13 protein-coding genes and 1 pseudogene are annotated in these 22,021 nt (G+C 63.2%); 7 read left to right on the forward strand and 7 right to left on the reverse strand.

The window, feature by feature from the left end:
* Positions 1-7 precede the first annotated feature (7 nt).
* Positions 8-1,219: a cell division protein ZipA C-terminal FtsZ-binding domain-containing protein gene (locus J2W49_RS06525; protein WP_310313192.1), complete on the forward strand. Its 1,212-nt coding sequence runs from the start codon at positions 8-10 to the stop codon at positions 1,217-1,219.
* A gap of 123 nt (positions 1,220-1,342) precedes the next feature.
* A complete protein-coding gene (gene ligA / locus J2W49_RS06530) occupies positions 1,343-3,430 on the forward strand; it encodes an NAD-dependent DNA ligase LigA (protein WP_310313194.1) in 2,088 nt (695 codons plus the stop codon).
* Between the two features lie 108 nt (positions 3,431-3,538).
* On the opposite strand, the gene J2W49_RS06535 is transcribed toward ligA, so the two are convergent.
* Together J2W49_RS06535 and J2W49_RS06540 are read right to left on the reverse strand one after the other, a co-directional pair.
* The gene (locus J2W49_RS06535) at positions 3,539-4,498 is read right to left on the reverse strand and encodes an FHA domain-containing protein (protein WP_310313198.1); all 960 of its coding nucleotides are present in this window, start codon (positions 4,496-4,498) and stop codon (positions 3,539-3,541) included.
* Positions 4,495-5,892, reverse strand: a complete 1,398-nt coding sequence (locus J2W49_RS06540) for a S1C family serine protease (RefSeq protein WP_310313200.1) — start codon at positions 5,890-5,892, stop codon at positions 4,495-4,497. The genes J2W49_RS06535 and J2W49_RS06540 overlap by 4 nt, the downstream gene beginning before the upstream one ends.
* Positions 5,893-6,073: 181 nt before the next feature.
* On the opposite strand from J2W49_RS06540, the gene def reads away from it, so the two are divergent.
* On the forward strand, positions 6,074-6,610 hold the full coding sequence (gene def / locus J2W49_RS06545; RefSeq protein ID WP_310313204.1) for a peptide deformylase: 537 nt from the start codon (positions 6,074-6,076) through the stop codon (positions 6,608-6,610).
* 38 nt (positions 6,611-6,648) lie between these two features.
* Here the strand turns inward: def and J2W49_RS06550 are convergent, their stop codons facing one another.
* The 5 genes from J2W49_RS06550 to J2W49_RS06570 all read right to left on the reverse strand — a co-directional run bounded on the left by J2W49_RS06550 (position 6,649) and on the right by J2W49_RS06570 (position 14,400).
* Entirely contained in the window at positions 6,649-9,345 is a 2,697-nt protein-coding gene (locus J2W49_RS06550) for a [protein-PII] uridylyltransferase (protein WP_310313206.1), read from the reverse strand.
* Positions 9,346-9,349: 4 nt separating this feature from the next.
* Entirely contained in the window at positions 9,350-10,243 is an 894-nt protein-coding gene (map, locus tag J2W49_RS06555) for a type I methionyl aminopeptidase (RefSeq protein ID WP_310313811.1), read from the reverse strand.
* 32 nt (positions 10,244-10,275) lie between these two features.
* On the reverse strand, positions 10,276-11,127 hold the full coding sequence (gene folD / locus J2W49_RS06560; protein WP_310313208.1) for a bifunctional methylenetetrahydrofolate dehydrogenase/methenyltetrahydrofolate cyclohydrolase FolD: 852 nt from the start codon (positions 11,125-11,127) through the stop codon (positions 10,276-10,278).
* Between the two features lie 91 nt (positions 11,128-11,218).
* A complete protein-coding gene (locus J2W49_RS06565) occupies positions 11,219-11,845 on the reverse strand; it encodes a response regulator transcription factor (protein WP_310313212.1) in 627 nt (208 codons plus the stop codon).
* Positions 11,842-14,400 (reverse strand): PAS domain-containing sensor histidine kinase, encoded by a 2,559-nt coding sequence (locus J2W49_RS06570; protein WP_310313214.1) that lies wholly within the window; start codon positions 14,398-14,400, stop codon positions 11,842-11,844. Before J2W49_RS06570 ends, J2W49_RS06565 begins: the two co-directional genes overlap by 4 nt.
* A 241-nt stretch (positions 14,401-14,641) precedes the next feature.
* Between J2W49_RS06570 and aceE the strand changes: the two genes are divergently transcribed.
* The 4 genes and pseudogenes from aceE to J2W49_RS06590 all read left to right on the forward strand — a co-directional run.
* Positions 14,642-17,344 (forward strand): pyruvate dehydrogenase (acetyl-transferring), homodimeric type, encoded by a 2,703-nt coding sequence (aceE, locus tag J2W49_RS06575; protein WP_310313217.1) that lies wholly within the window; start codon positions 14,642-14,644, stop codon positions 17,342-17,344.
* A gap of 137 nt (positions 17,345-17,481) precedes the next feature.
* On the forward strand, positions 17,482-19,134 hold the full coding sequence (gene aceF / locus J2W49_RS06580; RefSeq protein ID WP_310313220.1) for a dihydrolipoyllysine-residue acetyltransferase: 1,653 nt from the start codon (positions 17,482-17,484) through the stop codon (positions 19,132-19,134).
* A gap of 12 nt (positions 19,135-19,146) precedes the next feature.
* Positions 19,147-20,991 carry a dihydrolipoyl dehydrogenase gene (lpdA, locus tag J2W49_RS06585; protein ID WP_310313223.1) on the forward strand — a complete coding sequence of 615 codons (1,845 nt, stop codon included), beginning with the start codon at positions 19,147-19,149 and terminating at the stop codon, positions 20,989-20,991.
* A gap of 60 nt (positions 20,992-21,051) precedes the next feature.
* Positions 21,052-21,639, forward strand: a pseudogene (locus tag J2W49_RS06590) (transposase); the annotation flags it as partial.
* Between the last annotated feature and the right edge of the window lie 382 nt (positions 21,640-22,021).

The raw sequence follows: 22,021 nt of genomic DNA on the forward strand, positions 1-22,021 counted from the left end.
GAACACCATGAGTTCACTTCAAATCAGTCTGGCCATCATTGGCGGCCTCGTGCTGGCGGGGGTGGTGGCTTACAACGCTTGGCTGACCAGCAAGAGCGCACCACGCACGGCGCGCGAGTGGCCGCAGGATGCGCCGGGCACCGAGGCGGGCCAACAAGGGCCGCGCGCGTTTGTCGATACCGATTTGCCCGAGGACCGGCTGGCCCAACGGATCGAACCCGTGCTGGACGATGCGCCTGTGCTGGCTGAAGGGGGCACCGTGAACCCGCTGTCTGGCGCCACATCCGAACAGCAACTGGCACTTGTGGCGCCAGTCGCCCCTTCTGTCGCCCCTGTCTCAGTCGTTCCCCCGGCGGTGCCGGTCACGCTTAACCACGTGATCACCGCACCGGAAAAACGGCCCGGACTTGACGCGCTGATCGATGTCATCACGCCGCTGCTGCTGGAAAACCAGGTTTCCGGCGATGCGCTGCTGGCCGCGATGCCGGGCACTCGCCGCGTGGGAAGCAAGCCCTTTGCCGTGGAAGCCCAGTGCGAAGAGACCGGCGAATGGGAGACGCCGCGGCCGGGGCAGCGCTACCGCGTGTTGCAGGCCGGTGTGCAACTGGCCAATCGGGCCGGCCCGCTCAACGACATCGAGTTTTCTGAGTTTGTGGTGAAGGCGCAGGCCTATGCGGACGCCGTGGGCGCCAACCCGGATTTTCCCGACATGCGCGCCGAGGTGGCCCGCGCGCGCGAGCTCGACGCATTCGCCAGCGGGCACGACGCGCAACTTGGCTTCACCCTGCGCGCCCGCCGGGCCGCCTGGAGCCCGGGTTACCTGACGCAAAACGCGGCTCAAATCGGATTTGTGGCTGGTGTGTTGCCTGGTCGCATGGTGCTGCCGGGCAGCCAGGGCGGCAAGGCACCCATCCTGAGCCTGACGTTCGATTCCCAGGCGGCCATGGCCGAGGACCCGGAACAGACCGCGCTGCGCGAAGTGGCGCTGGCGCTGGAGGTGACCCATGTGCCGCGCAGCGAACAGCCGTTCCAGCGCATGCGCCAGGCGGCCATCGCGCTGGCCGAGGCCATGGACGGGGTGATCACCGATGACGCTGGTCAGCTGCTTTCGATCGAAACCATGGACAGCATCGGCGCCGACCTGGAGAGCCTCTACGATGCGCTGGACAGTCGCGATCTTTCTGCGGGCTCTCCACAGGCCCGACGGCTCTTTTCCTGACGCATCGGCATGGCCTGAAGCCCTGCGTGTGTGGCGCATCAAAACGGGCCAACGCGACGCGCCGGTCTTCCCTGAAGGGACCCCCGGTCGGACTTGCCCACAACCCAAGCGTGATCTTTTTGCATGAGCACACCTGACCTTTTTTCTTCTGACGTGTCGCCAGCCGCCCGGGCTGCCGCCTTGCGTGAGCAGCTCCATCACCACGCCTACCGCTACTACACGCTCGACGATCCTGAAATTCCTGACGCGGAGTACGACCGCCTTTTTCGCGAGCTTCAGGCATTGGAAGCGCGGCACCCCGAACTGCTCACCTCCGATTCGCCCACGCAGCGGGTGGGTGGACGCGTGCTGGACGAGTTGGTGGCGGTGCGGCACCGCATGCCCATGCTCTCGATCAATACCGAGACCGACACCGAACCCAGCGGGGCACGCAAATTTGACAGCCGCGTGCGTCGTGCGCTAGGTCTGAAAGAAGGCGATCCGGCGGTGGCGTATGTGGCCGAACTCAAGTTCGATGGCCTGGCCATGAGCCTTCGCTACGAGGATGGTGTGCTGGTGCTGGCGGCCACGCGTGGCGATGGCCAAGTGGGTGAAGATGTGACCCACAACCTGCGTACCGTGAAGTCGGTGCCCTTGAGGCTACCCAAGGATGTGCCCCCCGTGCTCGAGGTGCGGGGCGAGATCTACATGCGCCGCGACGATTTTGATGCGCTCAACGAACGCCAGCGCAACCGAATCGCGGCGGGCGCCAAGGGCGAAAAGACCTTCGTGAACCCGCGCAACGCCGCAGCAGGCGCCGTCCGCCAGCATGACTCCGCCATCGCTGCGCAGCGTCCCCTGCGTTTTTTCGCCTATGGCCTGGGCGAGATCACCCCACCGGACCAGGGTGGGCCTGAGTTTGGCACCCACCATGAAATGCTCATGCGCCTCAAGGCCTGGGGGTTTCCGGTGGCAGAGCAGACGGCGCTTTGCACCGGTGCGGACGAGCTGGTGGCGTTTCACCAGCGCATTGGCGCGGCCCGTGACCAGTTGCCTTACGACATCGATGGCGTGGTCTACAAGGTGAACTCGCTCGCACTGCAGAAACAGCTGGGCTTTGTTAGTCGTGAACCGCGTTGGGCGGTGGCGCACAAGTACCCCGCGCAAGAACAGCTCACCACCGTGCTGGCCATCGACGTGCAGGTGGGCCGCACCGGCAAGCTCACGCCCGTGGCCAAGCTGGCACCCGTGTTTGTGGGGGGCGTGACGGTGACCAACGCCACCTTGCACAACGAGGACGAAGCGCGCCGCAAGGACGTTCGGGTGGGTGACACGGTGATCGTGCGCCGCGCCGGCGACGTGATTCCCGAGGTGGTGTCGGTGCTGTTGGATCGGCGCAGCAACGCAAACGCAGAACCCTTTTCCATGCCCAGACAATGCCCCGTTTGCGGGAGCGCCGCCGTTCGCGAGGAGGGTGAAGCCGATTACCGTTGTACCGGTGGTCTGTTCTGTGGTGCCCAGCGCAAGCAGGCCATTCTTCACTTTGCCCAGCGACGGGCAGTGGAGGTGGAAGGACTGGGCGACAAGCTGGTGGAGCAATTGGTGGATGCTGGCCTTGTCAAGACCTTGCCCGACCTGTACCGCCTGGGCTTCACCGCTCTCGCTCAGCTCGACCGCATGGCCGACAAATCCGCCCAGAACATCGTCTCTGCGCTGGAGAAGTCCAAACAGACCACGCTCCCGCGATTTCTGTTTGGCCTGGGCATTCGGCACGTGGGCGAAACCACCGCCAAGGATCTGGCGCGTCACTTTGGCAGCCTGGACCGCATCATGGCCGCCAGCACGGAACAGCTGCTCGAAGTGAATGACGTGGGGCCGGTGGTGGCGCAAAGCGTGCGCACCTTTTTTGATCAGCCACACAACCTCAAGGTGGTGGAGCAGCTGCGCGCCTGTGGTCTGCATTGGGAAGAGGGTGAGCCCGCCGAACGCGCGCCCCAGCCCCTTGCTGGCAAGACCTTTGTGTTGACGGGCACCTTTCCCACGCTGAGTCGCGAGCAGGCCAAGGAACGGCTGGAGGCTGCCGGCGCCAAGGTGGCCGGCTCCGTGAGCAAGAAGACCAGCTACGTGGTGGCGGGCGCCGAGGCAGGCAGCAAGCTGGACAAGGCCGTGGAGCTGGGCGTGCCGGTTCTGGACGAAGCAGGCATGCTTGCGATGCTGGATGGCGGAAGCTAGCAGCGATCCGGATCTGAACCCGATCGAGTCTCAGAGCATGCGTCTGCAAGTGAAAGGCTCACACAGTATCTCGGCGTCTGGTCGGCCAGCCTTCAGCGCCGCATCCCGTCATTCATCATCCTCGGCCTCTTCCGCACCGGCTTCCTGTTCTTTGGCCAGGTCGGCCCGTTGCTGCAGCACGGTCGCCTTTTGCGTGAAATCAGTGATCGAGGTCGGTGCCACCATTCGCAACGAGGGGTACGACAGGACGTCCATGGTCTGAATCGATGTCAGCTGGCGGTTGGAAATCCACTCCTGCGTCAGCGGCACGAAAAGCACGGCCAACGTCACCAGCGCCCAGGCCCAGCGCGTGGTGGGCCAGTGTCTGGGATCTGCCTGTCGCAGATGGGCTCTCACCGTGATCGCAACGACCCCGATCAAAACGTACTGTGCGATCTGCAGCGGCCACACCCATCCTGCGGCAAATGCCAGGCCGTCCAGAAGGTCGCTGGTGACCGCTGCTGCGAGATAGCCGCTGCAGGCGATCAAGAGATGGGTGGTGAAGCGATCCGCGCCACTGATGAGCCGTCCGAACACCGCATAGGCCGTGCTCCACAGCGCCACGGCACCGACGACCCCGCTGATGCCGTAGAGATAGGGCGGCGACTTGTCCTGCACATCCATTAACCACAGCTCCCAGAGTGAATAGGCCACGACCCCCAGCAGGGCGAGCGTCGCCCAGACACCAAAGCGGCCGGCGCTCAGGGCGATTTCTGGCGCCAGTGGCCAATCGCTGCAGCGCACCCGGATGAGCTGCTGTCCGACTCGAACCGGTTGTTCGTCGGTGATGAGCAAGGCCTGGCGGCGCTTGCCCTTGGCGGTCGCAATGCCGTTCTTGCTGCCGAGGTCGTGCAAACTGGCGGTGCCGTCGGTGCCCGGCTGCAGTGTGGCGTGGTGAGCGGCGGTGTGCAGGTCGTCCAGCACCAGATCGTTGTCCAGCGCGCGGCCAATCCGGAACACGTCCCCTTGCACCGGAACACGGGCCAGCACCGAGCCGTCGCGGTGCAGATGTTCGACAAACCATTTCATCGCAGACGCTCCAGAAACAGCTGCCCCAGTTGCTGGGCGTTGTCGAAAGAAAATCCGCGCAGGCTCAACTGGCTGCTCAGCCGCTCGCGCGCATCGTCCACCTGGGTGGCTTGCACGGTGTAGTCGTAGAGACCCGGAAACTTGCGGTAGGCGCGCACGCAGATGGCCGCACGGTAGGTGCGTTCGCCGCCCTGTATGTAGGCGTCCGTGCAGCGGTTGGGTGTCAGTTCACCTGTCTGACCACTCCTCAGGTACCCCATGCCGTTGCCCAATGCCAGAAACTGGGGCGTGGCGAGCTGGTCGTTGCGCAGCAGGTTGTGTTCGATTTCCAGGGTGCCCGTGTAGAGGCTGTCGCGCACAAAGACGTCCTCCTTCAGGCTGCAATTCAACCGGTCACGCGAATAGCGCAATCGCTCGACATCACGCCCTTGGGCCCAGCACCGGGTGAGCGTGCCGTGCAGGGTGGGCACCGAACGACCCACGAGCGACTGTGACGAGAAACCTGCGGTCTGGTTTCGCTGCCCATCTGCAATGGGTGGCGCCTGCTGGTTCAGCATTTTCTGGGTCACGAACTGCTGATGCTCGAGCAGTTGCAGGGCGATCTGACTGCGCCATTCGACCTGTGGCGGCGCCGCCCAGGAGCGCTCCAGCAATAACTTCGCGTAGCGCACCGGCACGAGAAAACTCAGCTGCTGGCCATCACGTCGGGTGGCCACGTTCACGCCCACGACCTGGCCGCGCTGGTCAATCGCTGGCCCACCGCTCATGCCTGAGTTGATGGAGCCGGAGAAAAGCATCTGCTCGTACAAGCGGGTTTCGACCAAACCGTTGTAGATGCCTTCCGAAATCAGGAAGCCCAGTTCCAGCGGATTGCCCAGTGAAAACACCGGTGAACCCTGCACAAGGGACTGATCACTCAAGGTGAGCACCGGCCAGGCGGGTGCGGGCGATTGGGCAGACGGCTTGGTGCGCAGAACCGCCAGATCGTGAATCACATCAATGGCCACCAGTTCGGCTTCCACCACACGCTGGTTGGTGCCCCGGAGCTCCATCCTGTAGCGCTCGGGATGGATGGCCAGCGCAGAGATCACGTGGTAGTTGGTGACCACCCAGGCACCCTGATCGCCGTCGTCGCGCACCAGGAACCCGGAGCCGAGGGAGGACTGTTCATTTGCGCTGGACAGCAGCACCCGCACCTGGACGATGCCGTCTTTTGTGCGCGAGAACAGGGCCTGCGCCGACGACGAGGGTTCTGCGGCGGCTGGTGCAACCGCAGCAGGGGTTGAGGCTGCTGTCTTTGCCTGCTCGATGGTCGCATGTGCCGAGCTCAGAGAGACAACGAGGCCCAGGATGGCGTGGCGCAAGGCCCTCAAGGCAAAGGAATGTGCGGACATGGAAGTGGGAGGCATGAGGCAGCCCTGTAGTCTAGGGCTTGTGTGCACCGGATTCTCAGCGCGGTGCATGCAAACTGACCCAGTGGACAACCGCAGCGGTCGATTCAAAGCTGTATGACAATGAACCCGGCTCAACCATCCGCTCGCGCATCAGGCTCCAGGCCAATGCCCCTTTTCCGTCATGACCGTACACACCATTCTCAAAATGGGAGACGCTCGTCTCCTTCGCCTGGCGCAGCCTGTGCGTGAATTCAGTACACCGGCGCTTCACCAGCTCATCGTGGATTTGGAAGAAACCATGGCGGCGGCCGAGGGGGCCGGGCTCGCCGCGCCGCAGATTGGCGTGGACTTGCAAGTGGTGGTGTTTGGCAGGGAGAGTGTCAATCCCCGCTATCCGGATGCGCCGCTGGTGCCTCGCACGGTGCTGATCAATCCGGTGATCACGCCTCTGGGGGATGAGGAGGAGGACGGATGGGAGGGTTGCCTTTCCGTGCCGGGCATGCGGGGTGTGGTGCCCCGGTGGCAGCGCATTCGCTATCAGGGCTTTGATGCGCAAGGGCAGGCCATTGATCGCACCGTTGATGGTTTCCATGCCCGCGTGGTGCAGCACGAATGTGACCACCTCTGGGGAAAGCTCTATCCCATGCGCATGCGCGATTTTTCCCGGTTTGGCTTTACCGAAGTGCTGTTTCCCGGCTTGGCGGTGGAGGATGACTGAACTGCAGGTCTGCCGCACCCCTTGCAGGGTGGTCGCGACTATCCCTCCAATGTTTCCAGGAGTTCGGTTTCGATTTCGATCTGTCGGCGGTTGACCTGCAGTTGCGGCCCGCTGATCAGGAACGTGTCTTCAACGCGCTCGCCCAAGGTGGTGATCTTGGCCAGTTGGACGCTGATGTCGTGGCGGGCAAGCACGCGCGAGATGCAGTAGAGCAGACCCGCCCGGTCGCTGGCCGAGACGCTCAGCAGCCAGCGCTGAGCCTTCTCGTCTGGCCGCAGGTCGACGCGTGGGTTGACAGGGAAATTCTTGACCCGGCGCGAAAGGCGTCCTTTGGTGGGCGCTGGCAAAGGACCACGCTCGTCGATGGTGCGCGCGAGGTTGTTTTCCACCATGGCAATCAGTTCGCGGTAGTGGTCGGACAGCGTGGGTGCCACCACCTGGAAGGTGTCGAGCGCGTGTCCGTCCCGTGTGGTGTGCACGCGCGCATCCAGAATGCTGAAGTCGGACGTATCAAAGTAACCGCAGATGCGCGCAAACAGGTCGTGTTGGTCGGCCGCATACACCAGGACCTGCAAGCCTTCCCCAGCCGGCGAGAGCCGGGCGCGAACGATGGTTTTGCCGTCTGCATGAGCCGGGGAGGATCCGCCTGATTGTGAGATCTGGCGGGTCAGCACCCGGGTGTGCCAGGCGATTTCGTCGGCCTGATGGCGCATGAAATAGCTCACGTCCAGCGTGTCCCACAGCGCCTTGTGCGCCTGATGGGGCAGGGCGTGGAGTGCCAGGATCGAAAGTGCTTCGCGCTTGCGGGCCTCGATCATGGCGCCGGGATCGGGGGCGCGCCCGCCGAGTGCGCGCAGGGTGTAGCGGTACAGATCCTCCAGCAGCTTGCCTTTCCAGGCGTTCCATACCTTGGGGCTGGTGCCCCTGATGTCTGCCACAGTGAGGAGATAGAGGGCTGTGAGGTAGCGCTCGTTGCCAATCCGCTGGGCGAACGCACTGATCACTTCCGGGTCGCTGAGGTCTTCCTTCTGGGCCATTCGGCTCATGATCAGGTGCTGTGCCACCAGGAACTCGATCAGCTTGGTATCTTCTCGCGCAATACCGTGCTGGCGACAGAAGGCGCGCACATCGCGCGCACCCAGTTCGGAATGATCGCCACCCCGTCCCTTAGCGATGTCGTGAAACAGCGCCGCGATGTACAGGATCCAGGGTTTGTCCCAGCCTGCTGCGAGTTGCGAGCAGAAGGGGTACTCATGCGAGTGCTCGGCGATGAAGAACCGGCGGACGTTGCGCAGCACCATCAGGATGTGCTGGTCCACCGTGTAGACGTGGAACAGGTCGTGCTGCATCTGCCCGACGATGTGCCTGAACACCCAGAGGTAGCGGCCGAGCACCGAGGTCTGGTTCATGAGGCGGATCGCGTGCGTGATCCCTTCCGGTTCCTGGAGGATGCGCAGGAACGTTGCGCGGTTCACCGGGTCGTTGCGGAAGCGCGCGTTCATGACCGGACGGGCGTTGTACAGGGCACGAAGCGTGCGCGCCGAGAGTCCCTTGATGCCCACGGTGGTCTGGTACAGCAGAAAGGTTTCCAGAATGGCGTGCGGCTGCTGCACGTACAGGTTGTCGTTGGCCACCTCCAGCATGCCGCCCTTGTCAAAGAAGCGCTCGTTGAGCGGCCGCAATCGGTCCACACCGGCCTCGTCGCTGCTGAGCCGTTCTTCAATGTTGAGCAGCAGAATCTGGTTGAGCTGGGTGACGGCCTTGGCCGCCCAGTAGTAGCGCTTCATGAGCGCCTCACTGGCCCGGCGGGTGCCTTTGGACGTGGGCGCGGCGTGTGCTTCCGGTGCTGAACCGGTCAACACGGCGGGCGCGTGCGCCCTGAAACCGAAGGACTCCGCCACCGAGGTCTGCAGATCAAAAACCAGGCGGTCCTCGCGCCGGTTGGCCAGCAGGTGCAGGCGTGCGCGAATGAGGCTGAGCATGGCCTCGTTGGCCTTGATCTGGCGAGCCTCCAGTGGCGTGGCCAGTCCCTTTCGGGCCAGTTCGTCCCAGCTCCGACCCAGCCCGGCAGCTTTGGCCACCCAGAGAATGATCTGCAGGTCGCGCAACCCGCCGGGGGATTCCTTGCAGTTGGGCTCCAGCGAGTAGGGCGTGTTCTCGAACTTATTGTGGCGCTGGCGCATTTCGAGCTTTTTCGCCACGAAAAACGCCTTCGGATCCATGACGTCGCCCAGCTTTCCCACCAGGCGGGTGAAATGCGACTTGCTGCCGCAAAGCAGCCGACATTCGAGCAGCGATGTCTGCACCGTCACATCGCGCAGCGCCTCGTCCACACATTCCTCAACGGTGCGCACACTGGAGCCGATCTCCAGACCCAGATCCCAGCAGGCACCGATGAAACCTTCCAGTCGGGCCTTCAGGACGCTGTCGGAGTCCGGGGTGCTGCCATCAGGCAGCAATACCAGCACGTCGACGTCTGAACAGGGAAACAGCTCGCCGCGCCCATAGCCACCCACAGCCACTAGGGAATAGCCCGGACCGAACCCCGATCGTGCCCACAGCTCGCGCAAGGTTTGGTCGGTCAATTTCGAGAGCCGTTGCAAGGCGCTGCGCACTCCACGCGTCGAAGAGCCTTCAACACCCAGCTGTGCCAGCAGGGCCGCCTTTTCGCGGCGGTACTGCAGGCGCAGCGAACCGAGGTCGCTCACACCGGGCGCGAGCACGGGCGCTGACATGGTGTCAGGCGCTCGCCGTGGCGGTTTCGGCGGTGACGAAGGCGGGCGCCGGCGGATTGCCGGCGGACAGGGTGAGCACTTCGTACCCTGTGGGGGTGACCAGCACAGTGTGTTCCCACTGGGCCGACAGCGATCGGTCCTTGGTGACGATGGTCCAGCCGTCGCCCATTTCCTTGATCTCGCGTTTGCCGGCGTTGATCATGGGCTCGATGGTGAAGGTCATCCCTTCCTTGAGCTCTTCCAGCGTGCCAGGCCGACCATAGTGAAGCACCTGGGGATCCTCATGGAACCGTTGACCGATGCCATGGCCACAGAATTCGCGAACCACCGAGAAACCGCTGGCTTCGGCGTAGGTCTGGATCGCATGACCGATGTCGCCAAGGCGGATGCCCGGCCTGACCATGACAATGCCTTTCCACATGGCCTCGTAGGTCACCTGGCAGAGCCGACGTGCCTGGATCGTGCAGGCGGCTTCGCCGCCGATGAGGAACATGCGGCTGTTGTCACCGTACCAGCCGTCCTTGATCACGGTCACATCCACGTTGAGGATGTCGCCCTTCTTCAGCGGCTTTTCATTGGGAATGCCGTGACACACCACCTGATTGACCGAAGTGCACAAATGACCAGGGTAGGGTGGGTAGCCGCTGGGCTGGTAGCCGATGGTGGCCGAGACGGTTCCCTGCTGCTTCATGAACTCGGCCGCCAGGCGGTCGATTTCCAGCGTGGTGACTCCAGGCTGGATGAGGGGCGTGAGGTAGTCCAGCACTTCGGATGCCAGGCGCCCGGCCACGCGCATGCCTGCAATACCCGCTTCGTCTTTGTAGGTGATGCTCATGGCGCGATTATCCCATCGGTGGCGCGAGCGTGCAGGGCGACTCTGCGTCGGTCGCCTTGCGATGACAGGGCATCCCGTGGGCCGGCAGGGCGGGATCAGGGCAGTGTTCGTTCCGCCGATGCGAGCGTGTTCACCAGCAGCATGGCGATGGTCATGGGCCCGACGCCGCCAGGTACCGGCGTGATCCAGCCGGCCACCTGCTTCACCCCTTCAAAGTCCACATCACCGCAGAGTTTGCCTTCGTCGTTGCGGTTCATGCCCACATCGATCACCACCGCCCCGGGTTTCACCATGTCCGCGGTCAGCACATCGCGCCTGCCCACGGCCGCCACGATCACATCAGCCTGGCGCGTGTGCGACTTGAGGTCGACGGTGGCACTGTGGCAGACCGTGACCGTGGCATTCGCTTGCAGCAGCAGCAATGCCATCGGCTTGCCCACCGTGTTGCTGCGCCCGATCACCACGGCGTGCTTGCCGCGCAGATCAACGCAGGTGCTTTCAATGAGCTTCATGCAGCCGTACGGTGTGCAGGGCAGGAAACCGGGGAGGCCGCTCATCAGGTCGCCTGCACTCTGCACCGAATAACCATCCACGTCCTTGGCGGTGGAGATGGTCTCGATCACGCGCTGCGGGTTGATGTGTCTAGGCAGTGGCATCTGCACCAGGATGCCGTGAATGCTCGGGTTGCTGTTGAGAGCCTGGATGCGCTCCAGCAGGGCGGCCTCGGTCAGGTCGGCGTCGTAGCGCTCGAGCACGGAGTGCAAACCCGCCTCGGCGCAGGCTTTCACCTTGTTGCGCACGTACACGGACGAAGCAGGGTCTTCACCAACGAGGATCACCGCGAGTCCGGGTTGAACACCTTTTGCGGTGAGCGCAGCGGCGCGTGCCGCAACCTCGGATCGGATCTTCTGGGAAAGGGCGGTGCCGTTGATCAGTTGAGCGGTCATCGGAATGAGCGTGTGGGAGATGAAATGCGTTCGCGGCGCCACACCGCGTGTGCGCGGGCCCGCCATGGGTCGCTTGGTGGCGCTGATGGATTCAGACTTTGGCGGGCGTCTGTCCCAGCGCAATCTTGAGCAGATCGGCGACCGTGTTGGCGCCGAGTTTTTCCATGATGTTGGCTCGGTGCGCTTCCACGGTCTTGATGCTGATACCGAGGTCGTCGGCGATCTGCTTGTTCAGGCGACCCGCGACGATGCGCTCCAGCACCTGGGCCTCACGACTGGTGAGCTTTGACAGCAGGGCATCTCTGCTGGCGGCTTGCTGGTAGGTGGCGAACGCGTCCTTGGCATGTTCGAGCATGCGCTCGACCAGTGCGACCAGTTGATCTTCCTTGAAGGGCTTCTGGATAAAGTCCAGTGCACCCTTTTTCATGGAGTTCACTGCCATGGGCACATCGCCATGGCCCGTGATGAACACGATCGGCAATGGAGACTGACGTTCAATCAGCCGTTCCTGCAGATCCATGCCGCTCATTCCGCCCATGCGGATGTCAGCAATCAGGCAGGCGACTTCGCGTGCATCGTAGCGGCTGAGAAATGCTTCGGCAGACTCGAAACAGCGGACGCGGTAGTCCTTGCCTTCAAGCAGCCATTGGAGGGAGTCGCGGACGGCCTCGTCATCATCGACGACGTAGACGGTGCCTTTTTTGGGAATCAAACTCATCTCGCTCTTTCTGTGTCCGTCAACGACTTGGAAGGGGCGCTTTCACCAGGGTTCTCGGCACGCAGCCGCGACACCACGGGGATCCAGAAGCTGAAGCAGCACCCCGAGACCTCGTCGCCATTGTAGAGGTTCTGTACCTGCATTCTGCCGTGGTGGGACTCGACGATGCTGCGGCACAGTTTCAGTCCGATGCCCATGCCTTCGTTCTTGGTACTGTAGAACGCTTCGTAGATGCGCTCGATCATCTCGTCGGGCACGCCATTGCCGGTATCGATCACTGAGAACTCGATCACGTCTTGATCTTCCTGCCGACGTGGGCCGACCCGCAGTTCAATCGAACGGTTGCCCGGTGGCCGGCCGGCCTGGGCAATGGCTTCGCCTGCGTTTTTCAGCAGGTTGATCAGCACCTGCTCGATCAGGATGGGGTCCACCATGAGCAGCGGCAGGCGTGCGGCCACATAGGACGTGAGGCGGACCTGCTGGCGGCGCAGTTCAATGTCTGCCAGCTCGATTGCATTGCTCACCATCTGGGGCACGTCCGAGAGTGTCGGGTTCGGCTCACTGCGCTTCACGAAAGCCCTGATCCGCTGGATGATCTGGCCAGCGCGCTGGGCCTGTCGAGCGGTTTTTTCCAGTGCACCCAGCAGCTCGTCGGGGCTGATGCGTTGATCCTGCAGACGCGAGATCATGCCGTTGCAATAGTTGCTGATGGCAGTGAGTGGCTGGTTGAGCTCGTGCGCAACGCTGGAGGCCATCTCGCCCATGGTGATGAGGCGGCTGGCGGTTTGCGCGCGTTCAGTTTGCCTGGCGGTCTGTTCCTCGGCCAGTCGGCGGGGCGTGATATCGCTGGCGATCACCATCTGGGCCAAGCGGCCGTCGACCCAGGTGAGGTAGCGCGTTCGCACCTCCAGCCAGCGATCGAGTTCTTCGACAAACACCTCCGCGTTTTCCGAACCTGCGTCGGTGAGGGTCTCTGTGGGCATGCCCGCAAACGCATCCACCGCGTCGCCGTCGTCGGGACTGGGTGTGGGCTGGTTGCCTGCGAGGTCGACCAGATGGCGGTGTCCCTGGCCGCGCGTGCCAAACCAGAGCCGGTACATCTTGTTGGCGAACAGCATTTCATCGCTGCCCAGGGGTGCCACAGAGACGGCCGAGTCCAGACTTTCAAGCACCGTCGTGAAACGCTCGTACGAAGCGGACAGCTCTTCGCGAATGCGCTTGGGCTCGGTGATGTCGGTCATCGATGTCATCCACCCGGTCTGGTGCCCATGGGGGTCGATCAGCGGCGAGACATACATGCGTGCATCAAAGACGCTGCCATCGCGGCGCTGCACACGCACCTCGAATCCTCCCGGGGTGGAGCGCCCATTCAACTCGTCGTCCAGCCTGGCGGCCAGCAGGTCGTGGTCTTCTTCCGGCCAGTAGGGAAAGGGTGCCGTGCGCCCGACCAGCTCGCCCTCGGTCCACCCGGTCATGGAGCAGAAGGCGGGATTGACATAGGTGATCCTGCCCTGCAGGTCGAGCGCTCGCATACCGGTCAGCATGGAGTTTTCCATGGCCCGCCGGAAGTTGGTTTCTGAGACCAGGGCCTGCTGGGCCTGCACCCTTCGCCTGGTGTGGCGCCAGGTTCCCAGGAGCATCCAGACCGTCAGCGCACTCAACGCGCCGATCACCCAGAAAAAGCCGCTGCCAACGATGTCTTGCGAGGTGCGGTAGCCCTGCGCTTTCAGGATCAGCCCGTTGCCCACGGGGGACACGGGCACCTCGTGCTCGAGGGGTTGGTCGGACCACGGCAACAGGCGCAACACCTCGTTGGGCGTCTGCAGGCTGCCCGCCAAGACCAGGCCCTGTTCATCCACCAGTGCGACGGCGTAGCGGGCCATGATCTCAGGGGGGATGCCGAAGCGCAGAAGGCCGTCGACCGAGTACTCGCCCATGACCGTGCCAGAGAACCGACCTTGCTCACTCATCGGGACCTGGAGCATCAGCACCGAATTGCGCGGTTCTTTGCCCATCGGCCGGGAGTAGATGGGTTGTCGCAAGTCCCGGGCCAGTTCGAAAGTGCCGTCCGTTTCGCCCGCGTCGAGCGTGCTGTCCACAGGGCGCATCAGGTGCACAGGTGCGCTGGGCGATGCGTAGGCCGCCAGTACATTGCGCCGGGCATCGATCCAGCTGATGGCCATCAGCTCAGGGAATTGGCTGATCAGCGACTCAACCTGAAATTCGAACTCGTCATTTTCAATTTCCTTGTTGCCCACCTCGCGTGCCAGGCGCATCAGTTGTTCCTGACGCTCCAGCAGGCGCAACCTCAGGCGCTGCTGGGCGTATTCCACGTCCCGTGTGACGGCCTCCTGATCGCGCTTCAGTTCCTCAAAACGAAGGTAGGTGATGGCCACTGCGATGGCCGAGAGGAACAGCAGCACCGCCAGCAGCGGCCCGAGCGTGGCGAATCGGTCTTGTCTCGAGGGCGGCAGGCGCCGCCACCAGCGTTTCCACCACACGGTTTGTGGTCGCCGGGGTGCAGGTTTGAGGCTGGGCTGGGGCTGGGTCGACATTGCTGGACTGAGTCTACGTGAGTGTGTGATCTCGCTTCTCGTCAAAAGCGTGCATCGGCGTGCATTGGTGGTGGTTTCGGGTTCTTTTCTGAAAGTCTGCCTTGTGGTCATTCAATTCCATAAATTCGCAATATGAAATCTCCATGCACATATTGAAATTATGAAAACATTGTGGGAAAATCCGTGACACGGTGGAAAGCCCGCCTTAAGCTTGATTTCAAACCCTCAAAAGGAGACAAACATGTCAGTGACCGACCCGCACAACGGCCAGAGTGCCGTGGACGTGGACAGCCAGGAAACCCGGGAGTGGATGGACGCACTGGCTGCGGTCATCGAGCGTGAAGGGCCCGAGCGGGCGCATTTTCTTCTGGAGCAACTGCTGGAGGAGGCCCGGCAAAACAGCATCGACCTGCCGTTCTCCGCGAACACGGGCTACGTCAACACCATTGAGCCCACCGAGGAAGCGCGCTGCCCTGGGAACATTGAAATCGAAGAGCGCCTGCGTGCTTACATGCGCTGGAACGCCATGGCCATGGTGGTCAAGGCCAACCGCCACCACCCGGAAGACGGGGGCGATCTGGGTGGTCATATCGGGTCATTCGCTTCGCTGGCCCACATGTTCGGAGCCGGCTTCAACCATTTCTGGCATGCAGAGAGCGAAAACCATGGCGGTGACTGCCTCTATATACAGGGCCACGTATCGCCCGGCGTGTACGCCCGGGCCTACCTGGAAGGTCGTCTGACCGAAGAGCAGTTGCTGCACTTCCGTCAGGAAGTCGACGGCAAGGGGCTCTCCAGCTACCCGCACCCCAAGCTCATGCCCGAGTTCTGGCAGTTCCCCACGGTGTCCATGGGCCTGGGCCCGCTGATGGCGATCTACCAGGCCCGCTTTCTGAAATACCTGCACGCCCGCGGCATCGCCAACACCGAAAACCGCAAGGTCTGGGTGTTTTGCGGTGACGGTGAAATGGACGAGGTCGAATCTCTGGGGGCCATCAGCCTGGCCGCCCGCGAGAAGCTCGACAACCTGATTTTTGTCGTCAACTGCAACCTGCAGCGCCTGGACGGTCCGGTGCGTGGCAACGGCAAGATCATTCAGGAACTCGAAGGCGAGTTCCGTGGTTCCGGCTGGAACGTGATCAAGCTGCTTTGGGGCAGCAACTGGGATCCGCTGCTGGCGCGCGACAAGGACGGCGCACTGCGCAAGATCATGATGGAGACCCTGGACGGCGATTACCAGGCCTTCAAGGCCAACGACGGTGCCTACGTGCGCAAGCATTTCTTCGGTCGCGACCCCAAGGCGCTGGAGCTGGTTGCCCACATGACCGACGACGAAATCTGGAACCTGCGCCGCGGCGGTCACGATCCGCACAAGGTGTATGCGGCCTATCACCGCGCGGTGAACCACAAGGACCAGCCCACCGTGCTGCTGATCAAGACCGTGAAGGGTTTTGGCATGGGCAAGTCGGGCGAAGGCAAGAACACCGTTCACCAGACCAAGAAGCTCACCGACGAAGACATCAAGATCTTCCGCGACCGCTTCAACCTGCCGATTCCGGACAGCGAACTCCCCAAGATTCCGTTCTACAAGCCGGCAGACGACACGCCGGAAATGCAATACCTGCATGAGCGCCGTAAAGCCTTGGGCGGCTACCTGCCCAAACGCCGTGTGAAGGCGGACGAGAGCTTCACGGTGCCATCACTGGAAACCTTCAAGGCCGTGCTGGAGCCCACGGCCGAAGGGCGCGAGATCAGCACCACCCAGGCCTATGTGCGCTTTCTGACGCAGTTGCTGCGGGATCAGGCCCTGGGCCCGCGCGTGGTGCCCATCCTGGTCGACGAGGCGCGCACCTTCGGCATGGAAGGCCTGTTCCGCCAAGTCGGCATCTACAACCCTGCGGGTCAGCAATACACCCCGGTGGATAAAGACCAGGTCATGTACTACAAGGAGGACAAGGCCGGACAGATCCTGCAGGAAGGTATCAACGAAGCCGGCGGCATGAGCAGCTGGATCGCGGCGGCCACGAGCTACAGCACCAGCAACCGCATCATGGTGCCGTTCTATGTGTATTACTCGATGTTCGGTTTTCAGCGCGTGGGTGACCTGGCCTGGGCGGCGGGCGACATGCAGGCCCGGGGTTTCCTGCTGGGCGGAACGTCGGGGCGCACCACGCTCAACGGCGAAGGCCTTCAGCACGAAGACGGCCACAGCCATATCCTGGCCGGCACCATCCCGAACTGCATCAGCTACGACCCGACCTTCGCGCACGAAGTGGGCGTGATCCTGCACCACGGCTTGAAGCGCATGGTGGAGAAGCAGGACAACGTCTTCTACTACCTGACGCTGTTGAACGAAAACTACGCCATGCCCGGCCTGACCGCCGGTACCGAAGATCAGATCATCAAGGGTATGTATCTGTGCAAGCCGGGTGCCAAGGGCGACAAGCGGGTGCAACTGCTGGGTTCCGGCACCATCCTGCGTGAGTCCATCGCGGCCCAGGCGCTGCTGGAGAAAGACTGGGGCGTGGCCGCTGATGTGTGGAGCTGCCCAAGCTTCAACGAACTGACCCGCGATGGCCAGGACGCCGACCGCTGGAACCTGTTGCACTCCACCGAGCAGCAGCGTGTACCGTTCGTGGCACAGCAGCTGGAGAAGCATGTCGGCCCGGTGGTGGCGTCCACCGACTACATGAAGGCTTACGCCGAGCAGATCCGCCCGTTCATTCCCAAGGGGCGTACCTACCGCGTGCTGGGCACCGACGGTTTTGGCCGCAGCGACTTCCGCAGCAAGCTGCGCGAACACTTCGAGGTGAACCGCCACTACATCGTGATCGCCGCTCTGCGCTCGCTGGCCGATGAGGGCGCGATCCCCATGGCCAAGGTCACTGAGGCGATCCAGAAGTACGGCATCAAGACCGACAAGGTCAACCCGCTCTATGCATGAAGCGGGCTTACCCCTGCAGCGCCTCAGGCGCTTCCCCTTCAAAGGGGCGAAATCAGCCCGCAGGCCCTGCCAGCGCGGCGGTTTCCCGGGTTGAAGGCATCGCTTTCGGCGCATCGAACATCTGATTGGAGACAGACATGGCATTGGTTGAAGTGAAGGTCCCGGACATCGGCGACTTTGATGAAGTGGCAGTGATTGAACTGCTGGTCAAGGTGGGTGACACGGTCAAGGCGGAGCAGTCGCTGATCACGGTCGAGTCCGACAAGGCTTCGATGGAGATCCCGTCGAGCACGGCCGGCGTGGTCAAGGAATTGAAGGTCGCGTTGGGCGACAAGGTGAAGGAGGGGTCGGTGGTGCTGGTGGTGGAGGCGGCGGGTGAAGCCGCAGCACCAGCACCAGCCGCCGCTTCGGCGCCCGCACCAGCGGCTGCCGCACCTGCCGCCGCGCCGGCAACCCCTGCCGCACCTGCGGCTTCAGGGCCGGTGGAAGTGCGTGTGCCGGACATCGGCGACTTCAAGGACGTTGCCGTCATCGAGGTGCTTGTGAAACCCGGCGATGCTGTCAAGGTCGAGCAGAGCCTGATCACGGTCGAGTCCGACAAGGCTTCGATGGAGATCCCCTCGTCCGCTGCGGGCGTGCTCAAGGAGCTCAAGGTCAAGGTCGGCGACAAGGTCAATATCGGTGATCTGCTGGCGATCCTGGAAGGCACTGCAGGTGCCGCTGCTCCGGCATCAGCACCTGCGACCGCAGCGCCAGCTCCCGCCGCTGCGCCTGCCACGGCTGCCGCAGTCGCACCATCCACAGCCACCACATCGGCTGCAGCCGCGCCCGCCCACAATCCCACAGCCACGCCGGCGCTGGGTCTGCCTCACGCCTCGCCTTCGGTGCGCAAGTTCGCACGCGAACTCGGTGTGCCGCTGGAGGAAGTGCAGGGCAAGGGCCCCAAGGGCCGCATCACCCTGGACGACGTGCAGGGCTTCACCAAGTCGGTCATGGCCGGTGCGGTGCAGACCAGGGCACAGGCTGCCAAAGCGCCCGCCGCCGGTGGTGGTTCGGAACTGGGCCTGATCCCCTGGCCGAAGGTCGACTTCGCCAAGTTCGGCCCGATCGAACGCAAGGAGATGGGCCGCATCAAGAAAATCAGCGGCGCCAACCTGCTGCGTAATGCCATCATGATTCCGGCCGTCACCAACCATGACGACGCCGACATCACAGACCTCGAAGCCTTCCGTGTCTCCACCAACAAGGAGAACGAAAAGAGCGGCGTGAAGGTGACGATGCTCGCCTTCCTGATCAAGGCCTGCGTGGCCGCGCTCAAGAAATTCCCTGAGTTCAACAGCAGCCTGGACGGCGATGCGCTGATCTACAAGCAGTACTACCACATCGGTTTTGCTGCCGATACGCCGAACGGCCTGGTCGTTCCGGTCATCAAGGACGCCGACAAGAAGGGCGTGCTGCAGATCAGCCAGGAAATGGGTGAGCTCGCCAAGAAAGCGCGCGATGGCAAGCTGGGTCCGGCCGACATGTCCGGTGCCTGCTTCACCATCTCCTCGCTGGGAGGCATTGGTGGCCGCTATTTCACACCCATCATCAACGCACCTGAAGTCGCCATCCTGGGCGTCTGCAAGAACCAGATGGAACCGGTGTGGGATGGCAAGGCTTTCCAGCCGCGCCTGATGTTGCCACTGTCGCTCACCTGGGACCACCGTGTGATCGACGGCGCTGCCGCCGCGCGTTTCAACGCCTATCTCGGCCAGATCCTCGGCGACTTCCGCCGGGTATTGCTGTAAAGGAGCCGGACCATGGCAATGATTGATATCCAGGTTCCGGACATCGGTGACTTCGACGAAGTGGCCGTGATCGAGTTGCTGGTCAAACCCGGCGACACCGTCAAGGCCGAGCAGTCGCTCATCACCGTGGAGTCTGACAAGGCTTCGATGGAGATTCCTTCTTCGCACGCTGGCGTGGTGAAAGAGCTCAAGGTCGCGTTGGGCGACAAGGTCAAGCAAGGCTCGGTGGTGCTGGTGCTGGAAGGTGAGGGCGCAGCCTCCGCGCCCGCTTCGTCGGCTCCAGCACCTGCAGCCGCAGCGCCCACAGCTGCGCCGGCACCTGCCCAGGCCGCCACGCCGGTCGTGGCGCCCACGGCGTCCAGCTTTGCTGGCAGTGCCGATATCGAGTGCGACGTGCTCGTGCTCGGCGCCGGCCCTGGCGGCTATTCGGCCGCCTTCCGCGCGGCCGACCTCGGCCTCAAGGTGGTGCTCGTGGAGCGTTACGCGCAGTTGGGTGGCGTGTGCCTGAACGTGGGTTGTATCCCATCGAAGGCGCTGCTGCACGTGGCCGCAGTGATGGACGAGGTCAGCCACATGGCAGACCTGGGTGTGGAGTTTGGCCGACCAATCGTCAACATCGAAAAGCTGCGTGGCCACAAGGAAAAGGTGATCGGCAAGCTCACGGGTGGACTGGCTGCCATGGCCAAGATGCGCAAGGTCACCACCGTCCGCGGATACGGCGCCTTCGTGGGCCCCAACCACGTGGAGGTGGAAGAAACCTCGGGCACAGGCCAGGAAAAAACCGGCAGCAAAAAGGTGGTGGCTTTCAAGAAGTGCATCATCGCCGCCGGCTCACAAGCCGTGCACCTGCCCTTCATGCCCGACGATCCACGTGTGGTCGACAGCACCGGCGCGCTGGCGCTGAAAGACGTGCCCAAGCGCATGCTGATTCTGGGCGGCGGCATCATCGGCCTGGAAATGGGCACGGTCTACAGCACGCTGGGTGCGCGCCTGGATGTGGTGGAAATGCTCGACGGTCTGATGCAGGGCGCCGACCGCGACCTGGTGAAGATCTGGCAGAAGATGAACGCCAAGCGCTTCGACAACATCATGCTCAAGACCAAGACGGTGGGGGCCAAGGCCACGCCCGAAGGCATCGAGGTGACGTTCGAGAGCGCCGAGCCCGGCGGCACCGCGCCCGCACCCCAGGTCTACGACTTGGTGCTGCAGGCTGTGGGCCGCACGCCCAACGGCAAGAAGATCGCCGCCGACAAGGCTGGCGTGGCCGTGACGGATCGCGGCTTCATCAACGTCGACATCCAGATGCGCACCAACGTGCAGCACATCTTCGCCATCGGCGACATCGTGGGCCAGCCCATGCTGGCGCACAAGGCGGTGCACGAGGCGCATGTGGCGGCCGAGGTCATCGCCGGAGAACTGCAGGGCAACAAGGAGCTGGCCGCGGCCGCCTTCAACGCCCGCGTGATCCCCAGCGTGGCCTACACCGACCCGGAGGTGGCCTGGGTGGGCCTGACCGAAGACCAGGCCAAGGCGCAAGGCATCAAGGTCAAAAAGGGCCTGTTCCCTTGGACCGCTTCGGGCCGCGCCATCGCCAATGGCCGCGACGAAGGCGTGACCAAGCTGCTGTTCGACGACAGCCCGGAGGCCCATGGCCACGGCAAGATCCTGGGCGGTGGCATGGTCGGCACGCATGCCGGCGACATGATCGGCGAGATCGCGCTGGCGATCGAGATGGGCGCTGACGCGGTCGATATCGGCAAGACCATCCACCCGCACCCCACGCTGGGCGAGAGCATCGGCATGGCGGCGGAAGTGGCGCACGGGTCTTGTACCGATTTGCCGCCGGCGAAGAAGTAAACCCGTCTCCAGGCCAATCCAACAAAGGCCGATCCGGCAACTGATCGGCCTTTGTGCTAACGGCTGCGCTACTTCATGCTGCGCGATGGAGCGGTGCTGGGCATGGTGTTGCGCATCTTCCTGCGGGTGATGGAGCAAAGCCTGCAAGCCAGCAGCCCCGGTGCGGCGCATATAGACAAGGTGAACAGGGCGAGCTTGAACATCGGCGCTGTTGCCTACATCTGCCGGTTCGACTCCAGCCTGAACGAGCATGTGCACTTCCATGTGTGCGCTCGATGGGGTGTTTGAGGAAGTGGTGGACCCGCACGGGCAAAACACAAGGCCGAGTGTGATCTTCCACCCGGCCTGCGCAAACTGCGGCGCAAGCACAGGAACGCCGCGCAACCGCATCCTGCGGGCCTTTGTGGGCCGGGGCCTGCTGGAGCGTTTTGACGCCCAAGAGATGCTGGCGTACCGCCACAGCGGCTTCTCGGTGGACACCAGCGTTTGCATCGAAGCGCGCGACCGCCGTTTGCGCTGCAGCGGCCACGCAAAGCGGGCAGCGAGTTGGTCTACCGCTGCGCCAAGCAGCACAGCGAACCTGGCAGCAACCAACACGACAAGCGCGCATCCAAGGTGGACGAGATCACACTCACGCCACTGGAGCTGAAAGCATCGCCCGCATCTACGAGGTGTTCCCTTTGCTGTGCCCAACGTGCAGGCTTGTGATGCTCAATACCTGTGCAATACTCACTTTCATGCGGTTGGATTTCCTGTCCGTTTCAACATCACGCCGGCCGGGGACGAAGCGCTCGCCGTCGAGGTCAATTACACCCGCGCGCCGGTGCCACCGGCGCGGGGCTGAGCGGCGCGGCGCCCGACACCCGCCCGTGCCGTGGCCGATGGCGCCATCGTTCGCGGCCGATCGCAGCCGCCGGGCTGTGGGATGGGAAGGCACCACTTTGTTGCCCATGCCGCTAAAGCGCGATGATCCCGGCATGCCTGGGGCAGAGCAGTGACGACGCGGACTTGGCGCGTCGAGGAATGGCTG

This window comes from Hydrogenophaga palleronii, from assembly GCF_031457455.1.
In the GTDB taxonomy this organism is placed as follows: Bacteria; Pseudomonadota; Gammaproteobacteria; order Burkholderiales; family Burkholderiaceae_C; genus Hydrogenophaga; species Hydrogenophaga palleronii_A.